12 protein-coding genes are annotated in these 12290 nt (G+C 35.8%); 6 read left to right on the top strand and 6 right to left on the bottom strand.

Annotated elements, in window-relative coordinates; genetic code table 11:
- Positions 1 to 49: 49 nt before the first annotated feature.
- Positions 50 to 847: a type II toxin-antitoxin system antitoxin SocA domain-containing protein gene (locus OZP12_RS15845; protein ID WP_281226009.1), complete on the top strand. Its 798-nt coding sequence runs from the start codon at positions 50 to 52 to the stop codon at positions 845 to 847.
- Positions 844 to 1191 carry a hypothetical protein gene (locus tag OZP12_RS15840; RefSeq protein WP_281226008.1) on the top strand — a complete coding sequence of 116 codons (348 nt, stop codon included), beginning with the start codon at positions 844 to 846 and terminating at the stop codon, positions 1189 to 1191. Before OZP12_RS15845 ends, OZP12_RS15840 begins: the two co-directional genes overlap by 4 nt.
- 66 nt (positions 1192 to 1257) lie before the next feature.
- Here the strand turns inward: OZP12_RS15840 and OZP12_RS15835 are convergent, their stop codons facing one another.
- A complete protein-coding gene (locus OZP12_RS15835) occupies positions 1258 to 1488 on the bottom strand; it encodes a heavy-metal-associated domain-containing protein (protein WP_281226007.1) in 231 nt (76 codons plus the stop codon).
- A gap of 119 nt (positions 1489 to 1607) precedes the next feature.
- Positions 1608 to 4028 carry a heavy metal translocating P-type ATPase gene (locus OZP12_RS15830; RefSeq protein ID WP_281226006.1) on the bottom strand — a complete coding sequence of 807 codons (2421 nt, stop codon included), beginning with the start codon at positions 4026 to 4028 and terminating at the stop codon, positions 1608 to 1610.
- A 172-nt stretch (positions 4029 to 4200) separates the two neighbouring features.
- On the opposite strand from OZP12_RS15830, the gene OZP12_RS15825 reads away from it, so the two are divergent.
- From OZP12_RS15825 to OZP12_RS15815, 3 genes are all read left to right on the top strand, one after another.
- Positions 4201 to 4779 (top strand): Crp/Fnr family transcriptional regulator, encoded by a 579-nt coding sequence (locus OZP12_RS15825; RefSeq protein ID WP_281226005.1) that lies wholly within the window; start codon positions 4201 to 4203, stop codon positions 4777 to 4779.
- A gap of 732 nt (positions 4780 to 5511) precedes the next feature.
- A complete protein-coding gene (locus OZP12_RS15820; RefSeq protein ID WP_281226004.1) occupies positions 5512 to 6039 on the top strand; it encodes a YceI family protein in 528 nt (175 codons plus the stop codon).
- Between the two features lie 112 nt (positions 6040 to 6151).
- Positions 6152 to 7036, top strand: coding sequence for a pirin family protein (locus OZP12_RS15815; protein ID WP_281226003.1), 885 nt, complete (start codon positions 6152 to 6154; stop codon positions 7034 to 7036).
- 166 nt (positions 7037 to 7202) lie between these two features.
- Here OZP12_RS15815 and OZP12_RS15810 read toward each other — a convergent pair whose 3' ends face one another.
- The 4 genes from OZP12_RS15810 to OZP12_RS15795 are packed head-to-tail and all read right to left on the bottom strand — an operon-like array spanning position 7203 to position 10063.
- On the bottom strand, positions 7203 to 7763 hold the full coding sequence (locus OZP12_RS15810) for an AraC family transcriptional regulator (protein ID WP_281226002.1): 561 nt from the start codon (positions 7761 to 7763) through the stop codon (positions 7203 to 7205).
- Positions 7764 to 7779: 16 nt separating this feature from the next.
- Positions 7780 to 8340 carry a DUF6642 family protein gene (locus tag OZP12_RS15805; protein ID WP_281226001.1) on the bottom strand — a complete coding sequence of 187 codons (561 nt, stop codon included), beginning with the start codon at positions 8338 to 8340 and terminating at the stop codon, positions 7780 to 7782.
- Positions 8341 to 8378: 38 nt separating this feature from the next.
- Positions 8379 to 9008 (bottom strand): MCP four helix bundle domain-containing protein, encoded by a 630-nt coding sequence (locus tag OZP12_RS15800; RefSeq protein WP_281226000.1) that lies wholly within the window; start codon positions 9006 to 9008, stop codon positions 8379 to 8381.
- 32 nt (positions 9009 to 9040) lie between these two features.
- Positions 9041 to 10063, bottom strand: coding sequence for a LacI family DNA-binding transcriptional regulator (locus OZP12_RS15795; RefSeq protein ID WP_281225999.1), 1023 nt, complete (start codon positions 10061 to 10063; stop codon positions 9041 to 9043).
- A 730-nt stretch (positions 10064 to 10793) separates the two neighbouring features.
- Here OZP12_RS15795 and OZP12_RS15790 point away from each other — a divergent pair.
- Positions 10794 to 12278, top strand: coding sequence for a xylulokinase (locus OZP12_RS15790; RefSeq protein ID WP_281225998.1), 1485 nt, complete (start codon positions 10794 to 10796; stop codon positions 12276 to 12278).
- Positions 12279 to 12290: the final 12 nt, after the last annotated feature.

Here is a 12290-nt window from a genome sequence, read left to right as displayed (position 1 = left end):
TTTAAAACATTTTGTATATTTGCCATATATTAATCATTATCAATATAATATGGTTTTCAAAATTTCACAGGTTCAGATAGGGCAACGCATTATGGAGCTGAGAAAAAGAAAACAGTTTTCTCAGGAAGATTTGAGTAAATTGGTTGGAATTTCGCGGTCTTCATTGACTCAGGTTGAGTTAGGAAAAAGAAGTTTGAATATTATCGAATTACAGAAGTTTTCCCAAGTACTTGGTTTTTCATTGGATAATTTTATGTCTGAAGATTTTTCTCTTGAAGACATTCAATTTTCGGAAATAGAAAAAAAGGACTCTACTGTTGAGAGGATATCGGTTCCTTTTTTGGAAATCGGAAAATTTAAAAATATTCTTCTTTATATTTTGGAGCGATGTGCCGGAAAACCCAACGTAGGGGAAACGGTATTGTATAAACTGTTGTATTTTTCTGATTTTAATTATTATGAACTCTATGAGGAGCATCTCACGGGAGCCACTTACAGAAAATTGCCTTATGGCCCCGTTCCCCAAAACCTTGATGTCATAATCGAAAATATGATTGTGAACAATCAGGTGCAACGCTTCAAAACAACTTATCACGGTTATCCCCAAACACGTTATTTACCATTGGAAAAATCTAATTTAACTCAATTAAAAGCGAGTGAAAAAGAAGTGATTGACCGGGTGATTGAACAAATGAGTGATTGGTCTGCTTCGGCCGTAAGTAATTATTCCCACAAAGATATTCCTTGGTTGGCTTCAAAAGAAGGAGAAGATATTAATTATGAACTTGCATTTTACCGAGAAGCCCCATTTTCAGTAAGAAATTATGATGAAAATGTGGAGCTATGATTGTTTTTGAAGAAATTGATCTTTTTAGGAAAGATTGTAAAAATCTTTTGAAGAAATACCGAAGCTTGGACGATGATTTGGAAGTGGTAAAAAAAGTAATCCAAGTTTTGCCAGATGCAAGACCACCTTTCAGTTTTAGAATTGATAATCTTGGAATAAAAAGCTGTGTCATTAAGGTAAAAAAAATAGCCTGTAAATCCCTTAAAGGAAAAGGTGTAAATTCGGGACTACGCTTGGTATATGCTTATTTTAAAGAAGAAAATCGGATCGTTTTTATTGAAATATATCACAAAAGCGAGAAAGAGAATGAAGACAGGGATAGGATTTTAAACCATTTTGAATAAAGTGTAGAAGCTTGAAATCCTATCTCTGTCTCATAAATTAATTGTTTTTTATACGTACAAATGGTATTATAAAGCCTCAATCTTAAACCCTGCTTTTTGAACGGTATCTATAATTTCATTTTCGGAAATTCCGGTGGAAGTTATGGACAGCAATTTATCTTTATTCGTCGTATCAACAGTCCAGGTTTCAATGCCATTTGTATTATCCAAAAATGGAGTTACTTTGGCAATACAGCCACCACAGTTGATGTTTGTTTTGAAAACAAAGGTTTCTTTTTCGTTTGATTTAGTATTCATGATTTTTAAAAAGTTTAAAGGTTTAAATGTTTAAGAGTTTAAATGTTTATGGGGTTTTAGAATTTAGAATTTGAGTTTTTATTAGCATACTTTCTTTTGATACTTCTGTTATCTGATTTCTACCTTCTACCTTTCAAAAGGAGGCTGTTGCTCACCACGCTTACGCTACTCAGTGCCATGGCTGCTCCCGCGATCATCGGATTCAAAAGAAATCCGTTGATGGGATACAAAATACCTGCCGCTATAGGAATTCCGATGACATTGTAAAACAACGCCCAAAACAGATTTTGTTTGATGGTTGCCACGGTTTGTTTGGATAGTTTTATGGCTTCCAGGATTTTATTGAGATCAGACGAAATGATTGTCATTTTGGCAACGTCCATTGCAATGTCGCTACCTTTTCCCATCGCTATGCTCACATCGGCTTGCGCCAACGCGGTACTGTCGTTGATTCCGTCACCAACCATGGCTACAATTTTTCCTTCACTTTGCAATTGTTTTACAAAAGTTGCTTTTTGATCAGGTAAAACTTCAGCTTTATAATTGGTAATTCCGGTTTTTTGGGAAATACTTTTTGCGGTAGCTTCATTGTCACCGGTCAACATATAAATTGCAATTCCGGATTCCTGCAATTGTTGTATGGCTTCGATTGAAGTTTCTTTGATTTTATCAGCAATGGCAATAACTGCCAAAGCTTGTTTCTCGTCCGAAAACCAAATAACCGTTTTCGATTCGGCACTCCACTGAACCGCTTTTTCAATAAATATTTCCGAAAGCGCTACATTCTTTTCAATCAGCAGTTTTTTGTTTCCAACATAATAATTTTTGCCTTCTACAGTAGCCAAAATTCCTTTCCCGGTAATGCTTTCAAAATATTCTAGCTCTATATTGCCATTACCATTGTCATTGTAATGTTTGGTCACGGCTTCCGCCAAAGGATGTTCAGATTGTTTTTCGATGCTAACCAAAATTTGTTTTAAAACAGCAGTTTCTTCCGTCCAATACGAATTAGTAACAACGGGTTTGCCTTCTGTGATAGTTCCTGTTTTGTCAAGGACTATGGCATTTACTTTTTTAGACAATTCCAGGCTTATGGCATCTTTAATCAAGATTCCTTTCTCGGCGCCTTTCCCAATTCCTACCATAATCGCGGTAGGGGTGGCCAAGCCCAAAGCACAGGGACAAGCAATGACCAAAACCGTTGCAAAAGCAATCAGTCCTTGAGAAAAACCATTTTCGCCTCCCAAAATAATCCATGATACAAAAGCGATAATTGCAATCACGATTACAATTGGAACAAAAATCCCCGCTATTTTATCCACCAGTTTTTGAACAGGCGCTTTGCTTCCTTGCGCTTCCTGAACCATTTTGATTATATTGGCCAACATCGTTTCAGAACCCACTTTTTCGGCGCGGAATTGGAAACTTCCTTTTTGGTTAATCGTTCCGGCATAAACCTTTTCGTTTTCTTTTTTCAATAGCGGTACCGGTTCTCCGCTCAGCATACTTTCGTCTACATAGGAATTTCCTTTGGTTACTATTCCGTCCACCGCAATTTGTTCTCCCGGTTTTACAAGAATAATATCGTCATATTTAACTTTTTCAATCGAAATCGTGGTTTGTTGCTCGTTGGCAGTAATGATAGTTACGGTTTTAGGCTGTAATCCCATCAGTTTTTTGATGGCAGATGAGGTATTTCCTTTGGCTTTTTCTTCCAATAATCGTCCTAATAGAATAAAAGTAATAATTACCGCTGCAGCTTCAAAATACACATGGGCGTGCAATCCTTTTTCGTGCCAAAAATGAGGAAACAAAGTATTAAACACGCTAAAAATATAGGCAACTCCCGTTCCCAAAGCCACAAGCGTATCCATGTTGGCCGAACGATGCTTGGCTTGTTTCCATGCATTGATGAAGAAATTTTTTCCAAACCAAACAATGACCGGTGTCGATAAAAGCCACATGATTTCGTTGGCATACGGAATATCCATAAAAAACATTCCTATAATGACAACAGGAATTGTAAGCAGTCCGGACCAAATCGTTTTTAGTTTTAATTGGTTGAATTTTTTTTCATGGATTTCTTCCAATGTTTCGGCTTGCTTGCTTTCTTCATCGATTAGTAAATCATAACCCGCCATTTGAACCGCATTTTTAATTTCGCTAGGCGAAATCATGTTGGGCAAATATTCCAATGATACGGTTGCCGTTCCAAAATTCACAGATGCGTTGACGATTCCGGGTTGGATTTGAATTGCGGTTTCCGCGCCAACCGCACACGAAGCACAGCTCATATCCAGAACAGGGAACGTTTTCTTAATCGTTGTCACGCCATAACCCAAATCCCTAATAGCATGGACAGCTTCCGTCAAAGCTTCGGGTTTTGAAGCAGTAATAACAGCTCTATTATTATTAAGTTCCACTTTATGGGAATCGATGTCTTTTATTTTGCCCAGACCGTTATCGACAATAAGTGCGCAATGCTCACTCTCGACATCTTCCAGCGGAATATAAAATATGTTGTTTTTAAGGCTTGACATTTTATCTGTATTTAAAGTTATAGTACAAAGTTCCGCAGTTAATTCTCAAATTAGTTACAGTTTTTTGTGAAAGAGTTGCATGACTTTGGTGTTTTTTTTAATGAAATTATATTCGAGTTTGAATTCAGATTGTCATCCATGCTTCTTATATTTACTCTAAAAATTGCCAACTATGAACGAAGCGATCGATAAATCAATCAGCCGGTATATATCTTTGACTGAAGAAGAGTTAGAAATATTCCATTCTTTATTAAAGCACAAATCGGTTCCAAAAAAAACATATCTTCTTCAGGAAGGAGAGATTTGTGATTTTGAAGCTTATATACTTAAAGGATGTATTAGGAGTTACTATATCGACAAGAATGGTTTCGAGGTGATACTTCAGTTTGGTATTGAAGATTGGTGGGTTAGCGATATCGCCAGCTTCTATAACAGGGAACCGAGCAAGATGTACATTGAAACTCTTGAAGATTGTGAATTGCTTTTCCTCACGCCGCAAGACAAAGAAGTGTTGTTTGCCAAAGTGCCAAAATTCGAACGTTTTTTTAGGTTAATGCTTCAAAAAAATATTTCTACCACACAAAACCGATTGATTAATACCATTTCGAAAACGGCTACCGAGAAATATCTTGATTTCATTAAGTTGTACCCAACAATTCCGCAAAGAGTCGCCCAGCATTATATCGCTTCTTATTTGGGTATCTCCGCTGAGTTTTTGAGTAAGATCCGAACAAAAATTGCGAAGCAATAAACTAGTTTCAGAATAAATTGTAATCGGCTCCCTATTGAACTTCATAGTTTAATAGGGAGTTTTTTTTGAGCGGAAAGATTAGGCATTTTTGTAAACATTGGTTCCCGCCATTCGCTGCAATCTCTTGTACTGAACCCCAGTACAAGAGGATTTTCACTTCTGTCGGGGCTAAAAGGAAGCATTTGGCTTTTTTGTAAAAGTTACTTATTTCGGTAACGTATTGTCCGTAAAGTTTGTCATTTCGACCAACGGGAGAAATCACATTTGCTTTTCACATTCCGTGATAAATACGCGTGAGATTCCTCCTTTGTGTCGGAATGACAAACGATATGTATTAAGTATAAAAATTAGAAGCATTAATTGTTTAATCTAATAGCACTTCGTGTGACGAGAATGTTTTTCCAAAAAAATAATTGAGTTCAGTTAAAATCATTTCTTGAACTAGTTCAATGCACAGCAACTTCAATCATCGGAACTTTGCCTTGTTCTTTGATAATGAAAGTTTGAAAATAGAGAAGATTTAATTTCTTGAACTAGTTCAATGCGCAGCAATTTCAAACATCGGAACTTTGCTTTGTTCTTTGATAATGAAAGTTTGAAAATAGAGAAGATTTAATTTCTTGAACTAGTTCAATGCACAGCAACTTCAATCATCGGAACTTTGCTTCGTTCTTTAATAATAGATTATAAAACAATAGAAATAAGAAATAATAAAATTAAAATTTAATTAAAATGGAAAATACAATTTGGGCAATTGACCCTACACACTCAGAAATCGGTTTCAAAGTAAAACACATGATGTTTACAAATGTTTCAGGTAAATTCAACACATTTAATGCAACTATCGAAAATGATGCAGATCATTTTGAATCATCAAAAATTAGTTTCTCTGCCGACGTAAATTCGATCGATACAAACAATGGTGATCGTGACAATCACTTAAGAAGTGCCGATTTCTTTGATGTTGAAAAATTCACAACATTGTCATTTGTGAGCACATCTGTGAAAAAAATCGACGAAGGGACGTTTCAAATCAACGGTGATTTAACCATTAAAGATGTCACTGCACCTGTAACCTTAAATGCTGAATACAGCGGATTGATGAAAGATCCTTGGGGAAATACTAAAATTGGACTTTCAGTTGATGGAAAAATTAATCGTAAAGATTTTGGTTTAACTTGGAATGCCGCTCTTGAAACAGGAGGAGTTTTGGTAGGGGAAGAAATTAAATTATCTTCTGAGCTTCAATTTGCTAAATAATTAAAAGTATAATTACCTGTACTGAACCGTAAAAAGTTAATCTTTTTGCGGTTTTTTTGTTTAATTTAGGATTGTCTTTTGACAAAATTTTAAACCAGAAAATAATACAATTATGTCAAACATTGGATTAATTATAGAAGAAAGAGCCGCCGATATCGGAAATTTTTTAGTGGGAAGGTTATTGCCCTTTCGCGAAAAACGTGCCGTTGGGCCTTTTGTTTTTTTGGATCACATGGGGCCTACAAAACTGAAAGATTACCAAAATTTGGATGTTGCCCCTCATCCGCATATTGGGTTATCGACACTAACTTATTTGTTTGAGGGAGCGATATTGCATCGGGACAGTCTTGGCACTGAAATGGAAATTACACCGGGAGCTGTCAATTGGATGACTGCAGGCAAAGGAGTAGTTCACTCGGAGCGAACCCCGCAACGTTTGAGAACGACTGACAAAAGTTTGCATGGGTTGCAAATTTGGGTTGCCTTGCCAAAAGTAATGGAAAATATTGAGCCATCTTTTTTTCACATTGAAGCCAAAGACATACCGGAATGGCAACAGGATGATGTTTCGATAAAACTTATTGCCGGCAAAGTTTTTGGCAAAGAATCACCTGTTCCTGTTTATAGTCCGTTGTATTTAATCGAAATTAAAAGTACCAATGCAGCTACTTTGAACATAGGTAGAGAACTTTTCGGGGAAAGCGCGATGTATATTTTGGAAGGAGAAGTCAAAAATGACGGGAACACTTATACTTCAAAACAGATTTTAGTAGCCAAGGAAAGCAGCCTTTGCCAATTTGAAATGAGTGCAAACAGCACGATTTATATTTTTGGAGGAGAACCATTTCCTGAAGAGCATTTCATTTTTTGGAATTTTGTTCATACTGATAAAGTTGTAATTGAAAAAGCCAAACAGGATTGGATCGATCAAAGATTCCCGAAAGTGCCTAATGAAACAGAATTTGTGCCTTTACCGCAAATTAGATTTGGGGGATAAATTTAGGTCTATCGAGATGTTTTGCGAATAAAGACGTAAAGTTTTAAAATGAATCTGCGAAATCTGCGTGAAAAAAACTAGCACGCAGATTTTGCAGATTTACGCAGATGAAAAATAATGTGAATTTAATTTTTTCTTTGCTCTTTACTTTATGCTCTAGGGAGGACTAAACTTCATCCAAAGGCTTTCTTCCGCCCAAGCGAATGTTTTTGAAATGGCTTGGCGAAAGCCCCGTAAATTTTTTAAATTGATTGCTGAGGTGTGCTACGCTAGAATAATTTAGCTGAAAAGCGATTTCACCCAAAGACAATTCATTGTAAGCTAATAATTCTTTGACCCTTTCAATTTTTTGGGCAATAAAGTATTTCTCAATTGTAGTACCTTCAATTTCCGAAAAAAGATTGGAAAGGTAAAAGTAATCGTGATACACGTTTTGGCTCAAATAATCCGAAAGTGTAATTTTTAAATCATTGTTTTGTTCATGAATTAATTTTATAATCAAGGATTTTATCTTTTCAATGTACCTGCTCTTTTTGTCATCGATTAACTCAAAACCCAAATTGTTAAGGATAAGTTCCAATTGTTCTTTTTGTTGGGCATCCAAATCATTGTCGATGGTAACTTCTCCCAATTCGACTTTTTGAGGGTTTATCCCGAGTTTTTCCAATTCGGCTTTGACTACCATTTTGCAACGGTTACAAACCATATTTTTGATATAAAGAATCATAACAATTGAGAGTTAATTAATAATACAGCCTAAAATCTAGCATTTTGCAGAGTGCATAATGTTTCTGATGTAATTCTTCCACAATTTCAGTGACATCACCGTACTCTTGGCACAGACTAAAAAAGGCTTTGTCAATAGCATTGCTGCTGATGTTGTTTTTAGCTAAACCATATCCTGAAACGGCACGAGCGCCAGTTATATCCAAAAAGTATTGTGCTTCTTCTTCGTTTAAGTCTAAAATTTTGGAATTCGAGAAATGTAGAATTTTGCCTTTCATTTTTCCTTCAAATATTTCGGCGATTTCTTCAAGGCTGTAGTAATAGTTGTTAATGCAAATGTTGTTTCCTTTGCCAGGCATCACCAAGTAAACGATTTCATAATCTTTGAAATTATGGTCGTCATAAAGTAGCGCATTCAAACTGTCTTCAAGCCCTTCGATAGTATCACAGGTTTTGTATATGCTTGCAATTCCTTGTTCAAAAGCTAGTTTTTCCAGATTTTTGACTACTTCGGTAATGACATCTGTTTCTACATCGGAAACCGCTTCGAGACAGAAAATAAATTGTTCGCGATCCATGATTGTTTTGTTAGCGTTATTCTGTTTAGAGGTTGCGATTAATTCATACTTGGCGATTCCGGTACTTTGATTTTAATCTTTTTTTGTTTGATGATTAATAAATATAGCGCAACACCGCCTAGCACAATCAGTAATGCAATTTGGAGTTCTCCCCAAGTTGTGTTTTCCATGTGAATAGAATTGGAGTTAGCCAGTTTGGATTTTCCTTCATTAATTTGGATTTGAGACAGCAGTTTCAGCGTTTTCAATGCTTGGTCGCTAGATTGGGTTATTTGTATCCAATTACTGTTTTGTGACTGTAGTTCAATAGCGGAGCAAGAAGCCAAAAATGATACAAAAAATGTTTTTTCTTTTGGAGTCAGAGCTGTTTCCAAATACAGTTTATCAATAGAATGAATATGCTGAATAGATGCTGCAATTCCAGCTTTTTTTTGAGCATCATTGAGTCCTGTCTGCAATGCTTTTGCTTTTATAGAATGAAGATCATTCGCATACTGAAAGATATAGCTAGCCACAACCAATCGGTCATTAAAGATTGCATTCATATCCTCATTTGCTTTTTTGGAGTTCTGCAATCTGTAAAAATTACTTAAAAGTATAATTATCATGACAATCAATAAAACAAGTGCAGCTTTTGTTTTGTTGCTGTATTTCTGTTGATCTTTCATTTGGCTGAATTTTGATTATACAAGATAAGAAATTATTTCAACGGAATGGTTGTCCCTCGTTCTATTAGACTGGTTTTTATGACTTTGGTAGTGAATTCTGATTCGGATTTGCCTTCCAATCGATCTACCAGCATTTTTGTCGCGATTTCCCCAATATATTTACCGTGTTGACTTATAGTTGTTATCGTGGGAGTAACATGTTGTGGTAGTTTTCCGTTGGTAAAACAAATGATAGACATCTCCTCTGGGATTTTGTAATTCATAGATTTTATCAATTCCAAAGACTGAATGGCCGAGCTTTCCTCCAAACACAATAAACCGTCTATCGATTTGTCGGATAGAATGATTTTCATCGAGGTTTCAAGGTCTTCTTTTTTATGCAATCGCACAATAATTTTCTCGTCGATTGTGATATTGTGGTCGCTGAGGCCTTTTTTATAGCCTTCAACGCGTAATTTTCCAACACTTAAATTATCAATGACAGAAACCAAAGCAATTTTTTTGCAACCCGTTTTGATGAGGTGCTCTGTTGCGTGCCTGGCTCCTTCAAAATCATTTACAATCACTTTGTCGCATTCAATTTCGTCAGTAACCCTGTCGAAAAGCACAATGGGAACTCCTTCGTTTACAGCTTCCTTAAAATGATTGAAGTTTTTATTGATTTGGGTTTCTTCGGCTAAGGAAACAATGAAACCATCAATAGTACCGCTTTTTAATAATTCCACGGTATTTACCTCTTTGTCGTAAGACTCATTCGAAATACAGGAAATTAAATTATACCCAAATTCACTGGCTTTTTCCTCAATGCCAACAAAAACTTCAGTAAAAAAGCTATTCATAATATTTGGAATAATTACGCCCAAAGTCTTGGTCTTTTTGTTCAGTAAACTTAAAGCAATTTTATTAGGCTTGTAATGATGCTTTTTGGCGAAAGCCTGTATTTTTTCTTTGGTTTTGATACCAATTTCATGACTGTCATTCAATGCTTTGGAAACAGTCGCAATAGATACATTAAACTCTGCAGCAATTTTTTTTAATGTAATTCTATTGTTCATTTTTTGGTGATAATTTGGTGTTTGATGTAGTGAGCTAATTTAAGTCAATTTCCTGTATTTTTTAGCATTTGACTTTAAATTTGAAGGCACTGTAAATCAGAAAAACATTTTGTTTAAAAATGAATTGTTAAGATATTAAGCTACATTAAGGCTTAATAACCTTAATGCCTTAATCGTTTATAAATTTTGATGTTGCTCTTTTGTTAAATATTTTGTTTCATTGTTGTCCGATTAAATTTTGTGAATAATCAACAGGTCGCTACTCTGTAGCTTTATTAAAAAAAACATTTATTTTCTACAGACAGTTTGCTCCTAACGGAGCTATTTTAGTCCCATTGGGACGCTCTGTTTGTAGAAAAGAGAATTGACAAAAACAAGCTCCAGAGGAGCGACCTGTCAGTAAGTGCCATAAATATTGAGTTCAGAATTCCATTTATATTTTTGCTGGACAGCAATGATTTTATTTCAAAAACTTATATGTCTTATTTGGTAAAAAGAGTTTCATCAAAGTAAATTTTAAAAAGTTACTTAAACCTTTAAGTAGATACAAAACAGGTTCTTTGTTTTGGATAAATAGTTGTTAAGGTCTTGAATTTGTTGGGATTGTTTGTTCTTTTTGAAATATGGGAATTTAGCTTTCTCAAAAGAAAAAAACAGGTGTTTTGTCTTTTTTTTATCCAAATTATAAAGAATAATATAATTTTAGCCTTATAAATTTTAATTCTTTACAATGTACTATATAGGATATGATATTGGAAGTTCATCAGTCAAAGTCGCTTTGGTTGATGCTGCCACGGGAGAAAAAATTATAGCCTTGCATGAGCCTGCCGATGAAATGGAAATAATCGCTTTCCATAAAGATTGGGCAGAACAGGATCCTGAACTTTGGTGGGAATATATTTGTACCGCCACAAAGCGTGCTATCAAGGAAGCGAATATCGATGCCTCAAAAATATCAGGTATTGGGATTTCGTATCAAATGCACGGATTGGTTGTAGTTGACAAAAGGGGAACGGCTTTGCGTAATGCGATAATTTGGTGTGATAGTAGGGCAGTTGCAATTGGCGACAAGGCTTTTGAAGAAATAGGTGCTGAAAAATGTGCTGAGCATTTATTGAATTCGCCGGGAAATTTCACTGCTTCCAAATTGAAATGGGTAAAAGAAAACGAACCCGAAATTTACAAAAACATCTACAAATACATGTTGCCGGGTGATTATATCGCCTATAAACTGACTGGCAGAATTGTTTCAACAAGAAACAGTTTATCCGAAGGTATTCTGTGGGATTACAAAGAAAACAAGGTTGCCGATTTCCTATTGGATTACTACGGAATAGACCATTCATTGACACCTGATTTGGTAGATAATTTTACGAATCAAGGGGAATTGAGCGAAAAAGCATCAAAAGAATCGGGGCTTCCAATTGGAATTCCGGTGGTGTATCGTGCGGGTGACCAAGCGAATAATGCTTTGTCGTTGAATATTTTCAAACCTGGTGAAGTGGCCGCAACAGGCGGAACTTCGGGAGTTTTGTATGCAGTAACTGATAAATTGAAATCGAAAGAAACTTCAAGAGTAAACAGCTTTGTACATGTGAATTACACCAATGAAAATCCTATTGTCGGTAAACTTTTGTGCATCAACGGAGCGGGAATTCAATACAGATGGTTGCGCAATCATTGTGGAATGGATTCGTATGAAAATATGAACGCAAAAGCTGCAGAAGTGCCTGTTGGTTCAGACGGACTTGTGGTAATTCCATTCGGGAATGGAGCCGAGCGTATGTTGAACAACAAAAACGTAGGAACACAATTTTTGAATCTGAATTTGAACAAACATACTCACGGACACTTGTATCGTGCGGGATTGGAAGGAATTGCGTTCTCATTTGTTTACGGAATGGAAATCATGAAAAATGACAATACCGAGATAAAAGTAATCCGTGCCGGAAACGACAACTTGTTCCGTTCCGAAATTTTTTCAAACACGGTGGCTACATTAATTGGTCATGAAATTGAAATTTACAATACCACAGGTTCGGTTGGAGCGGCTAGGGCTGCGGGACTTTTGGATGGTGATTTTGACAAATTTGGAGAGAATATTACAAAGAATGACCATGTGATGACTTACATGCCATTGCAGAACGCGGCTCCTTATTTGGAAGCTTACAATAATTGGAAAAAAGAATTAGAATTAATAATAACAAAAAATTAAAATAGAAAAGAA

The organism is Flavobacterium aquiphilum, assembly GCF_027111335.1.
Classification (GTDB): Bacteria; Bacteroidota; Bacteroidia; order Flavobacteriales; family Flavobacteriaceae; genus Flavobacterium; species Flavobacterium aquiphilum.
Note: the sequence above shows the minus strand (reverse complement) of the source record. Positions and strands in the feature narration are given on the sequence as shown.